The sequence below is a fragment of the Mesorhizobium sp. 131-2-1 genome (assembly GCF_016756535.1).
GTDB lineage: Bacteria > Pseudomonadota > Alphaproteobacteria > Rhizobiales > Rhizobiaceae > Mesorhizobium.
Window position 1 is genome coordinate 3327616 of the sequence record NZ_AP023247.1, and the last position, 23383, is coordinate 3350998.

At 64.4% G+C, this 23383-nt stretch carries 20 protein-coding genes; 13 read left to right on the forward strand and 7 right to left on the reverse strand.

Translation table 11 applies throughout. The features are described from left to right. Positions 1 to 123: 123 nt before the first annotated feature. Positions 124 to 1497, forward strand: coding sequence for a bifunctional UDP-N-acetylglucosamine diphosphorylase/glucosamine-1-phosphate N-acetyltransferase GlmU (gene glmU, locus JG743_RS15920; protein ID WP_202302179.1), 1374 nt, complete (start codon positions 124 to 126; stop codon positions 1495 to 1497). Between the two features lie 3 nt (positions 1498 to 1500). On the opposite strand, the gene JG743_RS15925 is transcribed toward glmU, so the two are convergent. Further along, complete coding sequence (locus tag JG743_RS15925; protein ID WP_202302181.1) at positions 1501 to 1875, reverse strand: ADP-ribosylation/crystallin J1; 375 nt, start codon at positions 1873 to 1875, stop codon at positions 1501 to 1503. Between the two features lie 212 nt (positions 1876 to 2087). Between JG743_RS15925 and glmS the strand changes: the two genes are divergently transcribed. Beyond that, positions 2088 to 3911 (forward strand): glutamine--fructose-6-phosphate transaminase (isomerizing), encoded by a 1824-nt coding sequence (gene glmS / locus JG743_RS15930; protein WP_202302183.1) that lies wholly within the window; start codon positions 2088 to 2090, stop codon positions 3909 to 3911. A 95-nt stretch (positions 3912 to 4006) separates the two neighbouring features. Next, on the forward strand, positions 4007 to 4768 hold the full coding sequence (locus JG743_RS15935) for a DUF502 domain-containing protein (protein ID WP_202302185.1): 762 nt from the start codon (positions 4007 to 4009) through the stop codon (positions 4766 to 4768). On the opposite strand, the gene recG is transcribed toward JG743_RS15935, so the two are convergent. Continuing rightward, positions 4720 to 6828, reverse strand: coding sequence for an ATP-dependent DNA helicase RecG (recG, locus tag JG743_RS15940; RefSeq protein ID WP_202302187.1), 2109 nt, complete (start codon positions 6826 to 6828; stop codon positions 4720 to 4722). The two genes, JG743_RS15935 and recG, sit on opposite strands and share 49 nt — an antisense overlap. Positions 6829 to 6920: 92 nt before the next feature. On the opposite strand from recG, the gene JG743_RS15945 reads away from it, so the two are divergent. The 4 genes from JG743_RS15945 to JG743_RS15960 all read left to right on the forward strand — a co-directional run bounded on the left by JG743_RS15945 (position 6921) and on the right by JG743_RS15960 (position 13163). Then, a complete protein-coding gene (locus JG743_RS15945; protein WP_202302656.1) occupies positions 6921 to 7208 on the forward strand; it encodes an FAD assembly factor SdhE in 288 nt (95 codons plus the stop codon). Between the two features lie 13 nt (positions 7209 to 7221). Continuing rightward, positions 7222 to 10719: a transcription-repair coupling factor gene (gene mfd, locus JG743_RS15950; protein ID WP_202302189.1), complete on the forward strand. Its 3498-nt coding sequence runs from the start codon at positions 7222 to 7224 to the stop codon at positions 10717 to 10719. A gap of 189 nt (positions 10720 to 10908) precedes the next feature. Next, a complete protein-coding gene (locus tag JG743_RS15955; RefSeq protein ID WP_202302191.1) occupies positions 10909 to 12282 on the forward strand; it encodes a class II 3-deoxy-7-phosphoheptulonate synthase in 1374 nt (457 codons plus the stop codon). Positions 12283 to 12458: 176 nt separating this feature from the next. Further along, positions 12459 to 13163 (forward strand): hypothetical protein, encoded by a 705-nt coding sequence (locus JG743_RS15960; protein ID WP_202302658.1) that lies wholly within the window; start codon positions 12459 to 12461, stop codon positions 13161 to 13163. 12 nt (positions 13164 to 13175) lie between these two features. On the opposite strand, the gene JG743_RS15965 is transcribed toward JG743_RS15960, so the two are convergent. The 3 genes from JG743_RS15965 to JG743_RS15975 form a co-directional block, all read right to left on the reverse strand. Beyond that, positions 13176 to 13943, reverse strand: a complete 768-nt coding sequence (locus JG743_RS15965; protein WP_202302193.1) for an RES family NAD+ phosphorylase — start codon at positions 13941 to 13943, stop codon at positions 13176 to 13178. Beyond that, positions 13903 to 14286 carry an MbcA/ParS/Xre antitoxin family protein gene (locus tag JG743_RS15970; protein ID WP_202302195.1) on the reverse strand — a complete coding sequence of 128 codons (384 nt, stop codon included), beginning with the start codon at positions 14284 to 14286 and terminating at the stop codon, positions 13903 to 13905. Before JG743_RS15970 ends, JG743_RS15965 begins: the two co-directional genes overlap by 41 nt. 100 nt (positions 14287 to 14386) lie before the next feature. Next, positions 14387 to 15457: a GGDEF domain-containing protein gene (locus JG743_RS15975; RefSeq protein WP_202302197.1), complete on the reverse strand. Its 1071-nt coding sequence runs from the start codon at positions 15455 to 15457 to the stop codon at positions 14387 to 14389. A gap of 319 nt (positions 15458 to 15776) precedes the next feature. Between JG743_RS15975 and JG743_RS15980 the strand changes: the two genes are divergently transcribed. The 3 genes from JG743_RS15980 to JG743_RS15990 all read left to right on the forward strand — a co-directional run bounded on the left by JG743_RS15980 (position 15777) and on the right by JG743_RS15990 (position 17315). Beyond that, complete coding sequence (locus JG743_RS15980; RefSeq protein WP_202302199.1) at positions 15777 to 16205, forward strand: GFA family protein; 429 nt, start codon at positions 15777 to 15779, stop codon at positions 16203 to 16205. Positions 16206 to 16315: 110 nt separating this feature from the next. After that, positions 16316 to 16675: a diacylglycerol kinase gene (locus JG743_RS15985; protein WP_126054317.1), complete on the forward strand. Its 360-nt coding sequence runs from the start codon at positions 16316 to 16318 to the stop codon at positions 16673 to 16675. 40 nt (positions 16676 to 16715) lie between these two features. Next, a complete protein-coding gene (locus JG743_RS15990) occupies positions 16716 to 17315 on the forward strand; it encodes a hemerythrin domain-containing protein (RefSeq protein WP_202302201.1) in 600 nt (199 codons plus the stop codon). Between the two features lie 3 nt (positions 17316 to 17318). On the opposite strand, the gene JG743_RS15995 is transcribed toward JG743_RS15990, so the two are convergent. Both JG743_RS15995 and JG743_RS16000 read right to left on the reverse strand, forming a co-directional pair. Beyond that, positions 17319 to 17930 (reverse strand): DedA family protein, encoded by a 612-nt coding sequence (locus JG743_RS15995; RefSeq protein ID WP_202302203.1) that lies wholly within the window; start codon positions 17928 to 17930, stop codon positions 17319 to 17321. Further along, the gene (locus JG743_RS16000; protein ID WP_202302205.1) at positions 17930 to 18490 is read right to left on the reverse strand and encodes a DUF1003 domain-containing protein; all 561 of its coding nucleotides are present in this window, start codon (positions 18488 to 18490) and stop codon (positions 17930 to 17932) included. The genes JG743_RS15995 and JG743_RS16000 overlap by 1 nt, the downstream gene beginning before the upstream one ends. Positions 18491 to 18578: 88 nt before the next feature. On the opposite strand from JG743_RS16000, the gene JG743_RS16005 reads away from it, so the two are divergent. From JG743_RS16005 to JG743_RS16015, 3 genes are all read left to right on the forward strand, one after another. Next, positions 18579 to 19292: a DNA-3-methyladenine glycosylase I gene (locus JG743_RS16005; RefSeq protein ID WP_202302207.1), complete on the forward strand. Its 714-nt coding sequence runs from the start codon at positions 18579 to 18581 to the stop codon at positions 19290 to 19292. 128 nt (positions 19293 to 19420) lie between these two features. Further along, positions 19421 to 21097, forward strand: coding sequence for an NAD+ synthase (locus JG743_RS16010; RefSeq protein WP_202302209.1), 1677 nt, complete (start codon positions 19421 to 19423; stop codon positions 21095 to 21097). Between the two features lie 406 nt (positions 21098 to 21503). Beyond that, positions 21504 to 23309 (forward strand): ABC transporter ATP-binding protein, encoded by a 1806-nt coding sequence (locus JG743_RS16015; protein WP_202302211.1) that lies wholly within the window; start codon positions 21504 to 21506, stop codon positions 23307 to 23309. Positions 23310 to 23383: the final 74 nt, after the last annotated feature.

The window sequence follows — 23383 nt, forward strand, 5'->3', positions numbered from 1 at the left end:
CGACGATCCGCTGGCTAAGAGCCAGCTGCTCCGCCGCCTCACCGGAATTTAACCGCATTGGTGCAGCATGAGCAGCCCTGCTAGCATGCATTGATTCAAACGCCTTTCGTACGGTTGCCCTTCATGAGCCAGAGATCCTGCCTGTCCGTCATCCTTGCCGCCGGCGAGGGCACGCGCATGAAGAGCGCGCTGCCCAAGGTGCTGCATCCTATCGCCGGGCTGCCGATGGTGGCTCATGTGGTGAAGGCGGCCGAAGCCGCCGGCAGTGGCGATCTGGCGCTGGTGATTGGCCATGGCGCGGAGGACATGCGCAAGGCGGCGCAGAAATTCGCGCCGAAGGCAGAGACCTTCGTGCAGGAGAAGCGGCTCGGCACCGCGCATGCCGTGCTGGCGGCACGTGTAGCAATATCAAAGGGTTACGACGATATCCTGGTAATGTTCGGCGATACGCCGCTAATCGATCCGGAAGCGCTTGCCGTGGCGCGCAAGAAACTGGCGGAAGGTGCCGCCGTCGTCGTCGTCGGCTTCCGCCCACCCAATCCGACCGGCTATGGCCGCCTGATCGAGAAGGGCGGCCGGCTCGTCGCCATCCGCGAGGAGAAGGACTGCTCGGCGGAGGAGAAGAAGATCGGCTTCTGCAATGCCGGCATGATGGCGGTGGCGGGCAAGCATGCGCTCGAACTGCTCGACAAGGTCGGCAACAGCAATGCCAAGGGCGAGTTCTATCTCACCGACATCGTCGAGATCGCCGGTGGCCGCGGCCTCGACGTCGTAGCGACGGAAGCAAGTTTTGAGAGCGCGCTCGGCATCAACAACCGGGCCGAGCTCGCCGAGGCGGAAGGCATCTGGCAGGCGCGCCGGCGGCGCGAGGCGATGCTGTCCGGCGTGACGCTGATCGCGCCCGAAAGCGTCTATTTCTCGCATGACACCGAAATCGGCGCCGACACAGTGGTCGAGCCCAATGTCTGGTTCGGCCCGGGCGTCAGGATCGCTACGGGCGCCAGGATCCACGCCTTCAGCCACATAGAGGGGGCAACGATCGCCGCCAATTGCGATGTCGGTCCGTTTGCGCGGCTGCGGCCGGGTGCCGACCTCAAGCAGAAGGCCAAGGTCGGCAATTTTTGCGAGGTCAAGCAGGCGACGATCGAGGAAGGCGCCAAGGTCAACCACCTGACCTATATCGGCGATGCGCGGGTCGGCGCCGGGGCCAATATCGGCGCCGGCACCATCACCTGCAACTATGACGGCTATTCGAAGTTCTTCACCGATATCGGCGAGGGCGCGTTCGTCGGCTCCAACTCCTCGCTGGTGGCGCCGGTCACGATCGGCAAGGGCGGCTATATCGCCTCGGGCAGCGTGATCACCGAAAGCGTGCCTGACGATGCGCTGGCCTTCGGCCGTGCCCGCCAGAAGACGATCCCGGGCAAGGGCAAGGAGTTGCGCGAGCGCTTTGCCTCGGCGGCTGCGGCGAAGAAGAAAGCCGCCACCGACCATTAGCGGTCAGTCGGCAGGCTCGATGTTCTTGCCGAAAGCGGCGGTCACTTCGATCCTGCCGACGATCGATCTGTTGAATTCTGGCAGGTCTTCGGCGGGTATCCAGTACTCCAGATGCGCCTTGCTGCCGGCATGCTCGACCCGGTACCGGTCGAGAAAATCCTTCAGAACGTCGAACCGGGTGACGAAGCCCGAGCCGCTGGCGGGTACGCTCCAGTCGCGTGCGATCTGCACCGCGTAGGCTTCGGACAGGACCGGATAGAAAATCGGCTGTTGGGGCAGGCGGGGCGGGAACGCCCGCATGCCCGATGCCTCGATCAGCTTCAGCTCTTCCGGTCCGACAGGCCGCCAGAGTGTCACGGTGGGTTTTGTTTCGCTCATGGCCAGACTTTAGCCAGATATTTCTGAAACGAGAACCAAGCGCTTGAAAAACCGAACGATTGCAGTAACCGGATTGCAACAGCGGTCTGTCATGGTGCATTGCGAGCAAGATCCGTTCCGCTGACACGGAACGAAACGCAAATTGACTTTCACGGCAGGCCGGCAATCCCTAGATAGCGCTGGGTTTCTGCAAGGAATCGGGGGTAACGGCCATGTGCGGCATCGTCGGAATTGTCGGCCAGCAGCAGGTGGCGCCGCTCATTGTCGACGCACTGAAGCGGCTCGAATATCGCGGCTATGACTCGGCCGGCGTCGCCACCATCGAGAATGGCGAGCTCGGCCGCCGCCGCGCCGAAGGCAAGCTGATCAATCTCGAACGCCGGCTGAAGGACGAGCCGCTCGAGGGCACGATCGGCATCGGCCACACGCGCTGGGCCACCCACGGCGTGCCGAACGAGACCAATGCGCATCCGCATTTTTCCGACGGCGTCGCCATCGTCCACAACGGCATCATCGAGAATTTCGCCGAATTGCGCGACGAACTGATCCGCGACGGCTACAAGTTCTCCTCGCAGACCGACACCGAGGTCGTCGCGCATTTGGTGGCGCGTGAACTGGCTGGTGGGCTGAAGCCGGTCGATGCGGCGCACAAGGCGTTGAAACGGCTGGAAGGCGCCTTTGCGCTGGCGATCATGTTCAAGGGCGACGAGGACCTCATCGTCGGCGCCCGCAACGGCCCGCCGCTGGCCGTCGGCCATGGCGACGGCGAGATGTTTTTGGGATCCGACGCCATCGCGCTCGCCCCCTTCACTAATTCGATCACCTATCTGGAAGATGGCGACTGGGCGGTGGTGCGCCGCGACGGCGTCACCATCTTCGATATTGATGGCAACGAGGTCGCCCGCAAGCGGCAGCAGTCGCTGTCGACCAGCTTCATGGTCGACAAGGGCAACCGGCGCCACTTCATGGAAAAGGAAATCCATGAGCAGCCGGAAGTGATCTCGCACACGCTGGCCCACTATGTCGATTTCGTCTCCGGCGTCTCCAAGCCGCTCGAGCTGCCGTTCGATTTCGCCAAGATCGGCCGGCTGGCGATCTCGGCCTGCGGCACCGCCTATCTCGCCGGCCTGATCTCGAAATACTGGTTCGAGCGCTATGCGCGGCTGCCGGTCGACATCGACGTCGCTTCGGAGTTCCGCTACCGTGAGATGCCGCTGTCGGCGAACGACGCCGCCTTCTTCATCTCGCAGTCGGGCGAGACCGCCGACACGCTGGCTTCGCTGCGCTATTGCCGCAAGGCGGGCATGAAGATCGGCGCCGTCGTCAACGTGCGCGAATCGACCATGGCGCGTGAATCCGACGTCGTGCTGCCGACGCTGGCCGGGCCGGAAATCGGCGTCGCCTCGACCAAGGCTTTTACCTGCCAACTCTCGGTGCTGGCATCGCTTGCCGTGCGCGCCGGCGTGGCCCGCGGCACGATCTCGAAGGAGCAGGAGAAAGTCCTGGTGCGCGAGCTCTCCGAAGCGCCGCGCTACGCCAACCAGGTGCTGAAACTCGAAGCGCAGATCGAAAGGATCGCACGCGAACTGTCGCGCTACTCCGATGTGCTTTATCTCGGCCGCGACACCAATTTTCCGCTGGCCATGGAAGGCGCGCTAAAACTCAAGGAAATCTCCTATATCCACGCTGAGGGCTATGCCGCCGGCGAGTTGAAGCACGGGCCGATCGCGCTGATCGACGAGAACATGCCGGTCATCGTCATCGCCCCGCATGACCGCATTTTTGAGAAAACCGTATCGAACATGCAGGAAGTGGCGGCGCGCGGCGGCAAGATCATCCTGATCACCGATGCCAAGGGCGCGGCGCAGGCCAGCGTGAAGACGATGGAGACGATCGTCCTGCCCGAGGTGCCGGAGATCATCTCGCCCATCATCTATGCGCTGCCGATCCAGATGCTCGCCTATTTCGCCGCCGTGTTCATGGGTACCGACGTCGACCAGCCGCGCAATCTGGCGAAATCGGTGACGGTGGAGTAGGCAGCTCGCGATCGGCTGCGCTTTAAAAACTTCGCAGTTCCAAAGCGTCGTTCGGTTCACTAATGTTGCGCTGCAACCCGCGCGCCCGGTGAACCATGTCCGATGCTCCCAGAACCTCAGGCATGACCCGGCTGCGGAATTATTTCCTCACCGGCTTCATCGTCTGCGCGCCGCTGGCGATCACCGCCTACATCGCATGGTCCTTCATCGGCTGGGTCGATTCCTGGGTCAAACCCTATATTCCCGCGCGCTACAGCCCCGACACCTACCTGCCGTTCCCGGTCCCCGGCTTCGGTCTGATCGTGGCGCTCTTCCTGGTCACGCTGATCGGTTTCATGACTGCCAACATCGTCGGCCGCGCCATCGTCAATTTCGGCGAGCGGCTGCTCGGCCGCATGCCGTTGGTGCGCGGCATCTATGGTTCGCTGAAGCAGATTTTCCAAACGGTGCTGTCGAACAAGGGCGACATGTTCCGCCAGGTCGGGCTGGTCGAATATCCGCGCAAGGGTATCTGGTCGCTGGTCTTCGTCGCCAGCGAGAAGGAAACCGAGATCAACCAGAAGCTTGATCAGGAAGGCGACCCGCTGATTGCGGTGTTCATGCCGTGCACGCCGAACCCGACCACCGGCTTCCTGATGTATGTGCTGAAATCCGATATCGTGCTGCTCGACATGACGATCGAGGACGGCGCCAAACTGATCGTTTCGGCCGGACTGGTGGCGCCCGAAGTGAAGAGCAAGCTGGTGACCGTGAACGGCGAGCAGATCGAGGGATCGCTCGCCAACCCGTCGATAGGCGCCGCCGGGCCTCAGCCGGCGCGCAGCAGGCGCACGGCCTCGTCGCGGCCGAACAGATAGAGCAGCAGGCGCAGCGACGCGCCGCGTTCGGATTGCAGTTCCGGATCGCGCGACAGGATCAGCCTGGCATCGTCGCGCGCGGCCTCGAGCAGGTCGGCATGCGCCTCGATGCGCGCGACCTGGAAGCCGGGCGTGCCGGATTGGCGCGTGCCCAGCAACTCGCCTTCGCCACGCAGTTTCAAATCTTCCTCGGCGATCAGGAAACCGTCCTCGGTCTCGCGCATCACCGACAGCCGGCGCTTCGCGGTGTCGCCGAGCGGGTCCTTGTAGAGCAGTACGCAGGAAGATGGTTTGTCGCCGCGGCCGACCCGGCCGCGCAACTGGTGCAGCTGGGCCAGGCCGAAGCGCTCGGCATGCTCGATGACCATGATCGTGGCATCCGGCACGTCGACACCCACCTCGATGACGGTCGTGGCGATCAGAATGCGGGTTTCGCCCTGCTTGAAGGCGCGCATCGCCTCGTCCTTCTCAGCACCCTTCATGCGGCCATGGACGAGGCCGATGCGGTCGCCGAACAGCGGTTTCAGTGAGGCAAAGCGGTCCTCCGCCGACATCAGCTTGATCTCTTCGGATTCCTCGACCAGCGGGCAGATCCAGTAGATCTTCTGGCCGTCGGCGACCGCGTCGCGCATGCGCCCGACCAACTCGTCCAGCCGCTCCAGCGGCAGCGTGACGGTGCGGATCGGCTGGCGGCCGGCGGGTTTCTCGGTCAGCTTGGAGACGTCCATGTCGCCAAAGGCGGTCAGCACCAGCGTGCGCGGGATCGGCGTCGCCGTCATCACCAGCATGTCGGGCGCGTCGCCCTTGGCGGTGATGGCAAGCCGCTGGTGAACGCCGAACCGGTGCTGCTCGTCGACGACGGCCAGGACGAGATCGTGGAACGCGACCGATTCCTGGAACAGGGCGTGCGTGCCGATGACGATGTCGATCGCGCCGCTGGCCAGCCCGGCCAGCGTCTCCGCGCGTTCGCGGCCCTTCTCGCGACCGGTGAGGATGGCGGTGCGCAGGCCGGCCTTTTCCGCCAGCGGCGATATCGTCGCCAGATGCTGGCGCGCCAGGATCTCGGTCGGCGCCATCAGCGCCGCCTGGCCGCCGGCTTCGACCGCGCGCGCCATGGCAAGCAGTGCCACCACCGTCTTACCGGAGCCGACATCGCCCTGCAGCAGCCGCAGCATGCGCTCGGGGTCGGCGAGGTCGGCGATGATCTCGGCGAGCGCGAATTCCTGCGACGGGGTGAGCGAGTAGGGCAGCGCTTCGCGCAGCTTGTCGACAATGCGGCCGTCGCCGGTCAGCGGCCGGCCGGACAGCCGGCGGATCCTGGCTCGCACGAGGGCGAGGGAGACCTGGCCGGCCAGCAGTTCGTCATAGGCAAGCCGCCGCCACGCCGCCCCCTCAATGGCGACATCGATCGGGTCCGCCGGATAGTGGATGCGCGTGAGTGCATCGCCAAAGGCGGGAAAGGTCTGGCGGCGCATGAAGGCATCGTCCTGCCATTCCGGCAGCTCCGGCAAGCGGCCAAGCGCCTGGCCGATGGCGCGGCGCAGCACCTTGCCCGACAGACCGGCGGTGAGTGGATAGACCGGCTCGACCAGCGGCAGGTTTTCCGCCTCGCCGGCCAGCGCGATATGGTCGGGGTGGACCATGGTCGGGCGGCCGTTGAACCATTCCATGCGGCCCGAGATGACGACGTGTTCGCCCACTGGCATCGATTTTTCGAGATAGGCGGCGTGGGCATGGAAAAAGGTCAGCGCGATCTCGCCGGTGTCGTCATGGGCGTAGACCCGGTACGGCACCGATCTGTTGCCACGCGGCGGCGGCTGGTGGCGGTCGATGCGCACCTCGAGCGTGACGATCGCGCCTTCGGCGGCCAGCGCGATGCCCGGCCGGTTGCGGCGGTCGATCACGGTGTGCGGCAGCACGAACAGCAGGTCGCCGGCGCGCGCGGCGCGGTCGCCGAGATCGGCGGCCACGACCTTCTCGATCAGCAAGCCGACCTTCGGCCCGACGCCGGCAAGCGAAGTGATCGGGACGAACAGTGGATCGAGCAGGGAAGGACGCATGATGTCAGCTTATGTCGCGACGGCCATTGCGCAAGGCTGACACCGCCCTCTATCCACGCTATATGCGCCGCTTCAGCAAGGGATACGGCGCCATGACCGGGACACAACGATCAAGCGAGGGGCTGGATGCCCGCCGCCGCAAGCTGCTGTTCCGCTCGTGGCATCGCGGCATGCGCGAAATGGACCTGATCCTGGGCTCCTTCGCCGATACCGAGATCGGTGGCTTGACCGATGCGGAAATCGACCAATATGAAAAGCTCCTTGAAATCCCCGACACCGAATTCCTGCCTTTCATCACCGGCGAACGTCCGGTTCCGGCCGACATCGACTGCGCTGTCCTGCAAAAGATCCTGGCGTCGCGCCGGACCATGACATTTTGAAAAACGCATACAAATGAGCCTTATTCCCTCCATCGGCCTGCCGAAGGGCCGCGCCGGCCAGTTCATCGTCGACGGTGTCGCCGACGGCTACGAAGCCTTCGCGCTTGTGCAGACGGCGCTCGAGATCGCGCCCGACAAGCCGGTGCTGTTCGTGGCGCGCGACGGCCAGCGCCTGCCGGCGATTATCGAGGCGCTTGCTTTTGCCGCGCCTGGCCTGCCGGTGCTCGAACTGCCGGCCTGGGACTGCCTGCCTTACGATCGCGTTTCGCCCGGCTCGGATGCCGCCGCCAAGCGGCTCGACGCGCTGGCCGCCATGATCGCACTGGCCAGGAAGCCGCATCGTGCGGTGATCCTGACCACCGCCAACGCGCTGTTGCAGCGCATCCCGCCGGCCGATCTGATCGAAGCGCAGACGTTCCACGCCAAGCCCGGCAACCAGATCGACATGAATGCGCTGGTGTCGCGGCTGGAAACCTCAGGCTTCGAGCGAGTGCCGACGGTGCGCGGCATTGGCGAATTCGCGGTGCGCGGCGGCATCCTCGACCTCTTCGCGCCCGGCTGGACTGAGGCGCTCAGGCTCGATTTCTTCGGCGACACGCTGGAATCCATCCGCGTCTTCGACGCCGCCACGCAGCGCACCACCGGACAGCGCAAGTCGATGGCGCTGCAGGCGATGAGCGAAGTGGCGCTGACGCCGGAAACGATCAGCCGCTTCCGTCGCGCCTATATCGAAGCGTTCGGCGCGCCGTCGCGCGATGACGGGCTCTATGCTGCGGTGAGCGAGGGGCGGCGCTTCGCCGGCATGGAGCACTGGCTGCCGTTCTTCTACGAGCGGCTGGAGACGGTGTTCGACTATCTGCCCGATACGCCCGTCGTCTTCGACCATCTGGCGCATGAGGCGCTGGCCGAGCGTCACACGCTGATCCTCGACCACTACGAGGCACGCCGGAAGCAGGCCGACGCCGCGCTTAAGGACGCCGTGCCCTACAAGCCGGTGGCGCCTGACCTGCTTTATCTCTCGCCGGAGAATCTCAAGGCTTCGCTCGGCCCGCGCGAGGACATCGACTTCACCGTCTTCGATGCGCCCGATGTGGGCGGCAAAAAAATCTTCCATGCCGGCTCGCGGCATGGCCGCAGCTTCGCCGAAGAGCGCGCCGACCCCAACATCAATGTCTTCGATGTCGTGGTGAAGCACATCGCCGATGAGCGCGCTGCGCGTCGCCGCGTCGTCATCGCCGGCTGGACAGAAGGCTCGCTCGACCGGCTCGGCCAGATCCTGGCCGAGCATCATCTCGGTAACCTCAAGCCGGTGGCGACGCTTGCCGAGGTGGAAAAGCTCGAGCCTGGACAGGCGGGCCTTGCGGTGCTGCCGCTCGAATCCGGCTTCGAGACCGACAAACTCGTCGTTGTCGCCGAGCAGGATATTCTCGGCGACCGGCTGATCCGGCGTTCCAAGCGCAAGAAACGCGCATCCGACTTCATCGCCGAGGCCTCGTCATTGTCGGCCGGCGACATCGTCGTCCATACCGACCATGGCATCGGCCGCTTCGTCGGCCTGCGCACGATCGAGGCGGTCGGTGCGCCGCATGATTGTCTCGAAATCCACTACGCCGGCGACGACCGGTTGTTCCTGCCGGTGGAAAACATCGAACTCTTGTCTCGCTACGGCTCGGATTCGGCCGAGGCGACGCTGGACAAGCTCGGCGGTGGCGCCTGGCAATCGCGCAAGGCGCGGCTGAAGCGGCGCCTGCTCGACATGGCCGGGCAGTTGATCCGCATCGCCGCCGAGCGGCAGATGCGCTCGGCGCCCAGCATGATCCCCGCCGAAGGCCTGTATGGCGAGTTCGCGGCGCGCTTTCCCTATGAGGAGACCGACGACCAGCAGGGCGCGATCGATTCCGTCATGGACGATCTCGGCGCCGGCAAGCCGATGGACCGGCTGGTCTGCGGCGATGTCGGCTTCGGCAAGACGGAGGTGGCGCTGCGCGCCGCCTTCATCGCCGCCATGGAGGGGTTCCAGGTCGCGATCGTGGTGCCGACAACGCTTTTGTCGCGCCAGCACTTCAAGACGTTCTCGCAGCGCTTTTCCGGCCTGCCGATCCGCGTCGCGCAGGCCTCGCGGCTGGTCGGTTCCAAGGAATTGGCCGAGACCAAGAAGGGCATGGCCGAAGGCACGGTCGATATCGTCGTCGGCACGCATGCGCTCCTCGGCTCGGCGATCTCGTTCAAGAATCTCGGCCTGCTGATCATCGACGAGGAGCAGCACTTCGGCGTCAAGCATAAGGAGCGGCTGAAGGACCTGAAGAGCGACGTGCATGTGCTGACGCTGTCGGCGACGCCGATCCCGCGCACGCTGCAGCTGGCGCTGACCGGCGTGCGCGAACTGTCGCTGATCGCCACGCCGCCGGTCGACCGCATGGCGGTGCGCACCTTCATCTCGCCCTTCGATCCGCTGGTCATCCGCGAGACGCTGCTGCGCGAACGCTATCGCGGCGGGCATTCCTTCTATGTCGTGCCGCGCATCAGCGATCTCGCCGAAATCCATGATTTCCTGAAGCAATCGGTGCCGGAGCTGAAAGTCGCGGTGGCGCATGGCCAGATGCCGCCAGGCGAGCTCGACGACATCATGAACGCCTTCTACGACGGCCAGTACGACGTGCTGCTGTCGACCACCATCGTCGAGTCAGGCCTGGACATCCCGACTGCCAACACGCTGATCATCCATCGCGCCGACATGTTCGGCCTGTCGCAGCTCTACCAATTGCGCGGCCGCGTCGGCCGCTCGAAGGTGCGCGCCTATGCGCTGTTCACGCTGCCCGCCAACCGCAAGCTGACCGACACCGCCGAACGCCGCCTGAAGGTGCTGCAGTCGCTCGACACGCTGGGCGCCGGCTTCCAGCTCGCCAGCCACGACCTCGACATCCGCGGCGCTGGCAATCTCCTGGGCGAGGAACAATCGGGCCATATCAAGGAGGTCGGCTTCGAGCTCTACCAGCAGATGCTGGAAGAGGCGGTGGCCGAGGTGAAGGATTCCGGCGAGGTGCAGGATGGCGGCTGGTCGCCGCAGATCGCCGTCGGCACTGCGGTGATGATCCCGGAGAGCTATGTGCCGGACCTGCAGCTCAGGCTGGCACTCTACCGCCGTCTCGGCGACCTCGAGAACACTGAGGAGATCGACGCTTTCGGCGCCGAGCTGATCGACCGTTTCGGACCGCTGCCGGAAGAGGTGACCCATCTTTTGAAGATCGTCTTCATCAAGGCGCTCTGCCGCAGGGCCAATGTCGAGAAGCTTGATGCCGGTCCCAAGGGCGTCGTCATCCACTTCCGCAAGCGCGAGTTCCCCAATCCGGTCGGGCTGGTCAAGTTCATCGGCGAGCAGGGCACGCTGGCCAAGATCCGGCCGGACCACAGCGTCGTCTTCATCCGCGACTGGCCGAACGCCGAAAAGCGGCTGGCAGGCTCGGCCGTGGTGATGACGCAGCTGGCGCGGCTGGTCGAGAAGGCTGCGTAGCCGCCGAACCATTCGCCAGTGCTGAAATTCCCGGCTAGAATAGGCATTCGGCTTCGTGTAAGGAGCCGCCACCCCATATAGGGCTGGAATGGCGGGCGAGGGTGCCCGTTCATCTGTTTGTTTGACGCAATTCCGCACGGAAATCACACTTTTCCGGGAATTGCTCCTGAAGGGCGTTTGGGTGCAACGATGACGAAATGGTCGCCGAATTCGTGGAGAGCAATGCCGATCAAGCAGGTTCCCGCCTATCCGGACCTTGCCGCGCTGAAGGCCACGGAAGCCCAGCTCGCCACCTTTCCGCCACTGGTTTTTGCCGGTGAGGCGCGCAAACTGAAGAAGCAGCTTGCGGCGGTCGCCGCCGGTGACGCCTTCCTGCTCCAGGGTGGCGACTGCGCCGAAAGCTTTGCCGAACACGGCGCGGACAATATCCGCGACTTCTTCCGCGTCTTCCTGCAGATGTCGGTGGTGCTGACCTTCGCCGGCGCGCAGCCGGTGGTGAAGGTGGGCCGCGTCGCCGGCCAGTTCGCCAAGCCGCGCTCGTCCGACAACGAGACCAAGGCCGGCGTGACGCTGCCGAGCTACCGCGGCGACATCATCAACGGCATCGAGTTCGACGCCAAGTCGCGCATTCCCGACCCGGCTCGCCAGGAGATGGCCTACCGCCAGTCGGCGGCGACGCTCAACCTGCTGCGCGCCTTCGCCCAGGGCGGCTATGCCAGCCTGGAGAACGTGCATCAGTGGATGCTGGGTTTCGTCTCCGACAGCCCGCAGGGCGAAAAATACGAGTCGCTCGCCAACCGCATCACCGAGACCATGGAGTTCATGCGCGCGGTCGGCATCACGTCCGAAACCAATTTCGCCCTGCGCGAGACCGATTTCTACACCAGCCACGAGGCGCTGCTGCTCGGCTACGAGGAAGCGCTGACCCGTGTCGATTCGACTTCGGGCGACTGGTACGCAACGTCGGGCCACATGATCTGGATCGGCGACCGCACCCGCCAGCCCGATCATGCGCATGTCGAATATTGCCGCGGCATCAAGAACCCGCTCGGCCTGAAATGCGGCCCGTCGCTGACGCCGGACGGTCTGCTGGAACTGATCGACCTGCTCAACCCCGAGAACGAGCCCGGGCGGCTGACGCTCATCGCGCGCTTCGGCTCCGACAAGGTGGCCGAGCATCTGCCGAAGCTGGTACGGGCGGTGCAGAAGGAAGGCCGCAGCGTGGTGTGGTCGTCGGATCCGATGCACGGCAACACGATCGAGGCCGCCGGCTACAAGACGCGGCCGTTCGACCGCATCCTGAAGGAGGTGCAGACCTTCTTCGAGGTGCACCGTGCCGAGGGCACGCATCCGGGCGGCATCCATGTCGAGATGACCGGCAAGAACGTCACCGAATGCACCGGCGGCGCCCGCGCCATCACGGCGGAAGACCTGCAGGACCGCTACCACACGCATTGCGATCCGCGCCTCAACGCCGACCAGGCGATCGAGCTCGCCTTCCTGGTCTCGGACCTGCTCAAGAAGAGCCACCCGGTCCAGCACAAACAGGCCGCCAACGGCTGAGCCGCCTTCTGGTTTCAATGTGGTTGATCAAGGCGCTGGAGAAATCCGGCGCCTTTTTCGTTCGAGGCCGAAGCCGGTAACGTCAGACCTTACGAAAATGTGTTCTGGCGCGACCATTGCAAAACCAAGATTGGGTGGAACTGCATCGTCCACTCCAACCGGTTCCTTCGTTCACGATGCACCACGAGCATGCCGTCATCCACCACCGTGCGCTTGACTTCTGGTCGGCGCGCGCAGCGGTCCTCGTCATCATCTGCCTGCAGCTTCTGGTCATCAACGACCTGTCGTTCGGGCCGCGTTGGCTGGCCCCGGTGATCGAGGCGGTGCTGCTCGTGCCCCTGTCGATCGCGACGGCGTGGACGCAGATGGCGACGCAGAAGGCCGTCGATCACGAACATTGGTACGCGATCGGCCGGTTTCGCCTCTACATCCGCCGCACCGCGCTGGTCCTGACCGGCGTCATCAGCGTCATGAACTGCGGAGCGCTGGTCTTCCTGGTCAGGGCGCTGCTCGAAGGTCATGCCGGCGCCGGTACGACGCTGCTTGTCGATGCGCTGAACATCTGGGTCACCAACGTCATCGTCTTCGCGCTCTGGTTCTGGAGCACCGACCGCGGCGGGCCGCCCACCTGCGGGCTGGTCAAGCGCGCGCACGCCGACTTCCTGTTTCCGCAGATGACGCTGCCCGATCGCGAGGTCGGCGGCTGGCTGCCCGGCTTCGTCGACTATGTCTTCCTGGCGTTCACCAACGCGACGGCGTTCTCGCCGACCGACACCTTGCCGCTGACCCAGCGCGCCAAGCTGCTGATGATGGCGGAGGCGTTGATCTCGCTGCTGACGATCGCGCTGGTGGCGGCGCGGGCCGTGAACATCCTTGCCTGAACCTCGACACAGCTAACGGCCGCGCTCCCAGCGCAAGCCCGCAAGCCTCGGGTCGGTAAAGGCGGCCCTGGAGAATTCGATCCGCTTCTCCGGGAACTCGCAGATCGCCTGCACGCCGAAGGCCCCGAGGCGGATGCGCCAGGTCTGCGGCTCCAGCGGCTTCGGCCTGGCAAAGCCCTTGCAGGTCAAAAGCGCGATGTTGGCGCCCTTCGGATCGCGCGCCGAGCGGTAGCGGATCGCTTCCATCCCGGCCTCGCGCGCGACATCGGCGATGGCCTGGCAGGCGGCGTAGTCGGTCGGATGCGTCCATGCCGCTTGGTCCCGGTCGAGCGGCGGTTTGGTCAGGTCGATGGCGGCGGCGCATTTGATGGCGGCGGAAAAGGCAGTGTAGTCGGCGGCGTCGCGCGGCCAGGGCGTGTTGGGCGATTCGGCGAAGAACAGCAACCGGTAGAACGCCATTTCGGCGACCGCCGTGAACATGGTTTCCGCCGCATAGTAGACACCCCTGGTCCTGCCGGCGCGGCGGAAGCGCGATCCATGCGGATAGACCGAGCCGTAGCGGAAGGGCGTCGCCAGCAGGTAGTGGAGATGCCGGCACTCGAGCGGGATCTGCGGCTTGGTCTCCTCGATCAGCTCTTCCAGCAAGGCCTGCTCGTCGAGCGTGTCGACGACCTTCAGGGTCGAGACGCGGTGCTGCGCCTCGACCATGCGCCAGTACTTGCCTTCGAGCCGGACGGACTCAGACGAGAGCGCGTCGGGAGTCCAGATAGGCGATGACATCGACTAGTCCTGATATCGACTGGATTTTCTCGATCGGGGCGCCGTCGAAAGCCGTGTTGGCGTTCTTCAACCAGGCCCGGGCGATGCTCTCGTCGCCGCCGACGATGGCGTCGAGGGAACGGAACAGCCGGACGAACAGGACAGCCAGCTCGAACGGCTTGGTGCCGCGCTCGAGCAGGAATTCCTGCTTGCGCATGCGCGAAACCGTGGCTTCCGAGACGCCGATGACGGAAGCCAGCACCCGGGCGGTGACGTCGAGCAGTTCCGCGGCGCGCAGCGTGGCCTTGGTCACAACCGCGTTTTCGGCGGCGCCGGTGACGATGTGAGATTGCACGGACGGCATGGCTTCTTCCTTTCCAAGGAAAATATAGTCCACAAAAATTCATATGGAAAGGTGATGCGCCGAAAGAATCCGGAACAGCCGGGCCGTCAGGGGCGAGAAATCAGTCTTTCTTGTAGAGCAGCCAGCTCTTGCCGGCGCGGCCGGCCATCGCCGAATGCCTTGTCACGCGGTTGCGGCCGCCGACCTTCGAGCGATAAAGCGCCCGGTCGGCCTTGGTGTAGAGGTCCTCGGGGCTTTCGGCCTCGGACGCCATGCAGATGCCCATCGACACGGTCACCGTGCCGTAGTTGGTGCCGGTCTGGCTGCTGGTAAACGGCGTCTGTTCGATTAGCGTCCTGATGCGCTCGGCGATATCGAAAGTCGTGTCTTCGCTGGCACCCTCGACGATCAGGGCGAACTCCTCGCCGCCGGTGCGGGCAACGAACATGTCGCCGCGAATGCTGGTCTGGAAGATCTCGGCGATGATCTGGATGATCCTGTCGCCGACCGGATGGCCGAAGCGGTCGTTGATGTCCTTGAAACGATCGATGTCGGCGAGGATCAGGGCATTGAACAGGATGCCCTTGTTGGAGTTGTAGATCTTGGTGATTTCCTTGTCGAAGGCGCGGCGGTTCCAGACCTGCGTCAACGGATCGGTGTCGGCGAGCCGTTTGTACTCCTCGAGCTTCGACTTCACGCTTTCGAGCTCGGCGGTCTTTTCGCTGAGCGTGCTCGCCACCTGCCTGCCGTGGTCTATCGTCGAATTGGTGGCGGCCGACATGGCGCCGGCGATCTTCTGCAGCAACTCCTGCGATAGAAGGCTGCGGTTGCCGAGGCCGCTCGACGTCTCGTCGAGGATCCGGCCGTACTTTTCGATGTGGGATCGCTCGCTGCGCAGGAGCGAGGCGATGTCCTCGAGTTCCTTGGCGATGACGTCGCGCGCATGCTCGACGATGCCGGGGCCGTGATGCTGGGCAAAGAAGGTGCGCCCGATGCGGTCGAGATCTTCCTGCGTCGGCCGATTGCTCAGTGAGACGACGGCGAGGCTGAGTTCGTGGTTGCTGCCGCTCAGCGCCTCGTAGAAGATCTCGTAGTTGCGCGGCAGGCCGAGCACGCCGAGCTGGCGCATGGTCGCCACGACGGTGCTGGCGATGTCGGTGTTCCTGTCGTTTGGAACGAGAGCCGGCTGCATGTTCTGTTCACTCCTCAACAGCCACCGCAGACCTGCGCGTGCCGATGTCGCCATGAGGGGAGTGCGACCGCAAATGCCAGACACGAGAAGAATCGCGTCCCCGCTCACGACCTTCACTTGCAACGACCATAGATGCGAGCGCGCTAAAGTTTCCTTAATAGGCTGGATTTCAACACGGTTTTCTCTACCCCAGGATGCAATAGCCGCTTATGTCGGCGCAGGGCGAAACGTGTCCCCTTCATGTCGCATTTGCCGGTGCCCGGCGGGCGCAAAGCTGGAATCCTGCTGCTGACGGGTGATGAATGCGAAGGAGGCTGGAATGGATGACAATCACGTCGGAGCATGCCTGTGCGGCGCGGTGCGCTTCAGGACGAGGGGGGCTCTGCGCGGTGTCGTCTATTGCCACTGTTCGCAATGCCGCAGGCAGAACGGCCATTTCGTTGCGGCGACCTCGGCCAAGGATGCCGATATCGACATAGAAGGGGCCGAGGCGCTCACCTGGTATGGCGCATCCGACGTCGCCAGGCGCGGGTTTTGCCGCATCTGCGGCTCGCTTCTGTTCTGGAAGCACAACGAACTGGATCAGGTTTCGATCATGGCCGGCGCCTTCGACCAGCCCACGGGCCTTTCCGGGGAGAGCCATATCTTCGTCGGCGACAAGGGCGACTATTACTCGATCGACGACGGGCTGCCGCAGTTCGAGAAATCGTCGCCTTCGGTCAAGGTCGCCGGAGAGGCTGCCGAATGACCGGCAAGCGAGCGATGCGACAGCGCGTGTGATTTTTGGCGACGCTGCCTTATTCCATTGATCCAGCCGTTGTTATATCCCCTGCCGGTCACTCGGAAAGGGATTTGGGCATGCAGCGGCTGATCGATGCTTTCTTCAACTCGGTGCGGGCGTTTCGCAAGCTGGCAGCCCACGAAAAGGCCTTTCAGCAGGAGCTGATGCTGCTCACCCTTGCCCTGCCGGCAGGTTGGTTCATCTCGGTGTCGTGGCGCGGCTACGCGCTGCTGCTCGGCGCGGTGCTGCTCCTGATCATGGTCGAAGTGCTCAACACCGGCATCGAGGCGGCTTGTGATGCCTTCAGCCGCGAATTCAACGTCGACATCCAGCTCGCCAAGGATTGCGGCTCGCTGGCGGTGCTGATCTCGGTGGTGATCGTGGCCGGCGTCTGGGGCATCGCCATCATCGAGCGCATCACGGGACTACCGATCTAGCGCGCCCGTTCCTATCTGTCAGTCACCAAAGGAGACTGACGTGGGCGAAACCGCTGATTTTCAACTGCTGGGGCGCGCCGGTTTGCCTGACGATTTGCGCTGGCTGGCACAAAAATATCCGCGCGAGGCCTGGAAGGGCCACGCCAACATCCATGGTCTGGCCACTATGTGGCTTGGGCGGCACGACATGTTCCGCGAGCTCGGAGGCATGCTGACCAATGGCATCGGCGATTATCGCGAGGGCAGGCTGACAGCGCCGGACTTCGCGCGTTGGTTCGCGCCGCGCCTCAACCATTTTCTCGGCAATCTCGACGGCCACCACAATGTCGAGGACTATCAATACTTCCCGGCCTTCGCCAAGGCCGAGCCGCGGTTGAAGCGAGGCTTCGAGATCCTCGATGCCGATCATCACACCATCCACGAAGGGCTGGAGCGCAATGCCGAGGCGGCGAATGCCTTCATCCGCACGCTTGAGGAGAGCGAGGACAGGCAGCGCTTTGCCGCCGATGCCTACGCCGACGAGAACAGCCGGCTGATCGCCATGCTCACAAGGCACTTGGCCGACGAAGAGGATTTGATCATCCCGCTGATCCTCGACCGTGGCGACCGCGCGCTCGACACCGACTTCGATATCGATTGAGCTCTACCTGGCTTCGCCCTGACCGTCCCTGGCATCCCTGGCGCGTTCCTTCTTGGCGACGGAGTGCGCGAGGAGCCAGGCAAGGACGACCACCGCAAGCCCGATCGCCAGCGCGATCAGCAGCCGTTCGTGGCGCGCCAGCGCCTGGCCGATGATGCGCTCGGCACCCAGCCCGAAAATATAGCCGATCGTGCAGAACAGCGCCGCCCAGACCAGCGACGAGATGGCGTTGAGAATGATGAAGCGCGTCACGCTGATGCTGGCGAAGCCGGCGGCGACGCCGCCGACCAGGCGCATGCCGTAGATATAGCGGTTCGACAGCACGAAGATGTTGGGATGGGATGAGACCAGCCGGAAGGCGTGGCTGAAACCCGGCCGCGCCTTCAGCCCGAGCACATAGGGGTGATCGGCGAAGCTGCGGCCGAGGATGAAGAAGAAGGTGTCGCCGGCGAAGGCGCCGATGGCCGCCGCCAGGAAGGCCTGCCAGGTCACGAAAACATGCTGATGGGCGAAGAAGCCGCCGAGGATGGCAGCGCTTTCGCCTTCGGCGACGCAGCCCAGGAAAACCGCGAGCAGGCCGTACTGCTCGATAAGATGGTGGATGGCCTCGGTCATCAGGGGCTTTGCCGTGCCGACAGTTTTTCATCGATCCGCCTGACCTGCTCGGCCAGCCGCACGATCTCGTCGCGCATGCCGATGATCTCGCTGTGGCGCAGTTCGTCCAGCTTCTCATGCAGCGCCATGATCTCGATCTCCGCCTTGAGGTTGACCTCATAGTCGTGGGCGGCGTCGATGCGGTCGCGCTCGGTCTGGCGGTTCTGCGACATCATGATCACCGGTGCCTGCAGCGCGGCGATCATCGACAGCACCAGGTTGAGGAAGATGAAGGGGTAGGGGTCGAAGGCGCTGCGCGACAAGAGCCAGACATTGCCGAAAGTCCACAGGATCAGGAAGGCGATGAAGGTCAGGATGAAGGACCACGAGCCGCCGATGCGGGCGATGGTGTCGGCAACACGGTCGCCATAGGTCTGATGGAAGGCGACGGCCTTGTTGGTGTCCTTCGCGATGGTGGTGCGATCGACCGCGCTTTGCAGCACCCGGCTTTCGAGCTTGCTCAAAGCATCCGGCGTTTGCTTCAGCCAGCGGTTCGCCAGATCCTCGACTGTCTTGTTCATGTGTCGCCTCCGTCACCATCTGCGATAGAGGTAGAGGCTGCCGGTTCGAACGGGAAGTGGTAGATTGACGCGACTGGCGAGGAACCAAATGGCTGATTTTCAAAGAATCCGCGCCCGTGCGGTAAAGCGCAAGGGCGGTGAAGCGGCGCTGGCGTCGCTGCTCGGGCCGATGCCGGACAACAAAGCCGTGGCCAAAGTCACGGATGACCGCATCCTTTCGACCATGGCCGAACGGGTTTTCGCCGCCGGTTTCGTCTGGCGCGTCATCGATCAGAAATGGCCGGGTTTCGAGGAGGCATTCCTCGGCTTCGAGCCGAAACGGTTGCTGTTCCAGCCCGACGATTTCTGGCATGAGCTCGCCTCCGACAAGCGCATCGTGCGCAATCCGCAGAAGATCAAGTCCGTCCGCGACAACGCCGCCTTCGTCGAGCGCGTGTCGAAGGAGCACGGCGGCTTCGGCAAATTCCTCGCCGCCTGGCCGGCCGACGACCAGGTCGGGCTGACGGCCTATCTCGGCAAGCACGGCAGCCGGCTGGGCGGCAACACCGGCCAGTATTTCCTGCGCTGGCTGGAGTGGGACACCTTCGTCGTCTCGGCCGACATGGCGGCGGCACTGCGCGATGCCGGCGTCGACATTGCCGAGAGCCCGACCTCGAAGCGGGACCTCGACAAGATCCAGGCGCAGATCAATCAATGGGCGGCTGAAACCGGCCTGCCACGCCGGCACATCTCGCGCATCCTGGCGATGTCGATCGGTGAGAACCGCTCCGTGGAAGCGCTAAGCGAGTATATGAACGACTAGGCCTGGGTCGGCGAAATCTCGCGGTCGGCATCGATCGATCGGGATACGATCGACATCCGTCGGTCGATCCTATTTGGCACAAGCAATCGCCATTGCCCGGCGAATTCTGCCACGCTAAACCCGCAGGCATGACCAAGAAGCCCGACATTCTGCGCATCGCCATCGCCCAGCTCAACCCGACCGTCGGCGACGTCGCCGGCAATCTCGCCAAGGCGCGCGAGGCGAGGGCGGATGCCGCCCGCCAGGGCGCCGACCTGGTGCTCTACACCGAGCTTTTCCTCGCCGGCTATCCGCCGGAGGACCTGGTGCTGAAGCCGGCCTTCCTGAAGGCCTGTGAAAAAGCCGCGGAAGATTTCGCCAAGGATACCGCCGATGGCGGTCCCGGTGTCATCATCGGCACGCCCCTGAAGCGCAAGAGCGGCACGCACAATTCGATCATCGTCGCCGACGGCGGCAAGATCCTGGCCGAACGCTACAAGCTCGACCTGCCGAACTATGGCGAGTTCGACGAAAAGCGCGTCTTCCAGGCAGGGCCGGAACTGCAGGGGCCCGTCAACTTCCGCGGCGTGCGCATCGGCGTTCCGATCTGCGAGGACATCTGGGGCGACGTCGCCGTCTGCGAGACGCTGGCCGAAAGCGGCGCCGAGATCCTGCTGGTGCCGAACGGCTCGCCCTACTACCGCGCCAAGATCGACGTCCGCCATCAGGTCGTCATCCGCCAGGTCATCGAAACCGGCCTGCCGATGATCTACGCCAACCAGCTGGGCGGCCAGGACGAGCTGATCTTCGACGGCGCGTCCTTTGCCATTGGCGCGGACAAGACGCTTGCCTTCCAGATGAGCCAGTTCGAGGACGCGGTCGACGTCACCACCTGGAAGCGCACGGACGACGGCTGGGTCTGCGCGGAAGGGCCGATGTCGAAGATACCGGAGCGGGAGGAGGCCGACTATCGCGCCTGCATGCTGGGCCTGCGCGACTACGTCAACAAGAACGGCTTCAAGAACGTCGTGCTCGGCCTTTCCGGCGGCATCGATTCGGCGATCTGCGCCGCCCTTGCCGTCGATGCGCTCGGCGAGGAGCGGCTGCGCGCGGTGATGATGCCCTATCGCTACACCTCGAAGGATTCGCTGAAGGATGCCGAGGACTGCGCCCGCGCGCTCGGCTGCCGCTACGACATCGTGCCGATCTTCGAGCCGGTCGAAGGCTTCATGCACGCGTTGACCCAGCTCTTCGAAGGCACCAAGGAAGGCATCACCGAGGAGAACCTGCAGAGCCGCGCGCGCGGCACCATCCTGATGGCGATCTCCAACAAGTTCGGCTCGATGGTGGTCACCACCGGCAACAAGAGCGAGATGTCGGTCGGCTATGCCACGCTCTATGGCGACATGAACGGCGGCTTCAACCCGATCAAGGACCTCTACAAGATGCAGGTCTATGCGCTGTCGCGCTGGCGCAACAGCCATGTGCCGCCGGGCGCGCTCGGGCCGTCAGGCGAGGTGATCCCGAAGAACATCATCGACAAGGCGCCGTCGGCGGAACTGCGCGAGAACCAGACCGACCAGGATTCGCTGCCGCCCTATCCGGTGCTGGACGATATTCTGGAATGCCTGGTCGAGCACGAGATGGGCGTCGACGAGATCGTCGCGCGCGGCCATGACCGGGCGACGGTGACGCGGGTCGAGCACCTGCTCTACATCGCCGAGTACAAGCGGCGGCAGGCCGCACCGGGCGTGAAAATCACCAGGAAGAATTTCGGCCGCGACCGCCGCTATCCAATCACCAACCGGTTCAGGGACGGGCGGTAAGCGCTTTCCTGCCCAGCTGAGCGACAGCGGCATGCAATCCGCCGTTGTTGCAAAATCGTCCCACTGCTTGGACCAGATGCGCATTTGCCCGCGGCCCGGGTTGGCGATGCGACGGGGCGTCTCTATAAGAACCTCTCCGCGATTCTCCGTCTGGAGGAACCGAATGCCACGATTTGACATCGTTATGCGAGGCCGCGAAGCCTAGGTCTTGATCGACGCGTCGCGAAGGCTTGCCTTCACGACAGGAGTTCGATCGAGGACGGGCATTCGCCGTTGCCGGTCGCCGCCCGCACGCGGGCGAGCCGCCATTGTGCCGAACCTCCGCATTTCCAGGCGCCATTGGCGCCAACGCGGTTTTCTCAATTTCCATTACCGGGACCGGGCAATTCTGCGCCCGGATGACATCATGGCTCGTTTTCGAATCGACCTGCGTGCCGAAGCCTTCCGCAGCGTGCTTGGCTTCACGCTTGGCCATTGGCGGCGCCAGCCGTGGCGGCTTTCGCTGATCATGGCCGCCTTCCTCTTATCGACGCTGGCCGACGTGCTGACGCCGCTCTATTCCGGCCGGCTGGTCGATGCCGTCGCCAGCAGCGCTGCTGCCGACGACGTCGCCTGGAACGCGGCAATATCGGCCTTCTGGATGCTGGTCGCCCTGGCGCTCAGCGGCGTCGTGCTGCGCAATGCCGCCTTCATGGCCATCGTCGAGCTGACGCTGAAGATGATGGCCGATATCGCGGCCGACGCCTTCCATCGCGTTCAGCGTTTTTCTACCGACTGGCACGCGAACAGCTTCGCCGGCGCGACCGTGCGCAAGGTCACGCGCGGCATGTGGGCGCTCGACCTGCTTAACGACACGATTCTGATCGCGCTCTTGCCCTCGGTCGTCATGCTCGTCGGCTCGACGCTGCTGCTCGGCTGGTTCTGGCCGCTGATGGGCGCGGTGGTCGCCGCCGGCTCGGTGCTGTTCATCATGGTGACGGCGATGCTGTCGCTTGGCTATGTCGCGCCCGCCGCCCGGCTCGCCAACACATGGGACACGCGCCTTGGCGGCTCGCTGGCCGATGCGGTGAGCTGCAATGCCGTGGTCAAAGGCTTCGGCGCCGAGGCGCGTGAGGAAGCGCGCCTCGCCCGGGTCGTCGCCAAATGGCGGGCGCGGACGCGCCGCACCTGGGTGCGCGGCACCGTCAACGGCACCACGCAAGGCACCATGCTTCTGCTCTTGAGAGCGGCGGTGATCGGGCTTGCGTTGATGTTGTGGGCGTGGGGCGAGGCCAGCGCCGGCGACGTCGCCTTCGTGCTCACCTCGTTCTTCGTGCTGCAAGGCTATCTGCGCGATATCGGCACGCATATCCGCAATCTGCAGCGTTCGATCAACGACATGGAGGAATTGGTTGACTTCCAGTCCGAACCGCTCGGCATCGAGGATCGGCCTGGAGCCGGGCCGATCCGGATCACCGAGGGAGGCATCGCCTTCGACAAGGTGACCTTCCACTACGGCAACCACCGGCTGCCGCTCTACCGCGATTTCTCGGTCGAAATCGCGCCCGGCGAGCGCGTCGGGCTGGTCGGCCATTCCGGTTCGGGCAAGACGACCTTCGTCAAGCTGATCCAGCGCCTCTACGACGTGAACGCCGGCAGGATCCTGATCGACGGCCAGGATATTTCCGGGGTGGCGCAGGCATCGCTGCGGGCGCAGATCGCCATCGTCCAGCAGGAGCCGATCCTGTTCCACCGCTCGCTGGCCGAGAACATCGCCTATGCCCGGCCCAGCGCCACTCAGGCCGAGATTGAGCACGCGGCGCGGCTGGCGAGCGCGCATGAGTTCATCGCCAACCTGCCGAAAGGCTATGGCACGCTGGTCGGCGAGCGCGGTGTGAAGCTGTCGGGCGGCGAGCGCCAGCGGGTGGCGATCGCGCGCGCCTTCCTCGCCGACGCGCGCATCCTGATCCTCGACGAGGCGACGTCCAGCCTCGATTCGGAATCGGAGGTGCTGATCCAGGAGGCGATGGAGCGGCTGATGGTCGGCCGCACGACGCTGGTCATTGCGCACCGGCTTTCGACGGTCAGGGCGCTCGACAGGCTGCTGGTGTTCGATCGCGGCCGCATCGTCGAGGAGGGCTCGCATGACCAGCTGATCCGGCTGAATGGCGGCATCTATCGCCGCCTGTTCGAGCGCCAGGCGCTCGAGCTGACCAAGGGTCTGGTCATCTGATGTGAAAGGGGCATCCGGACTGTTTCGATCCGGATGCCCCTCGAATCGATGAAAGGCGGGCCGGGAGGGGTGCC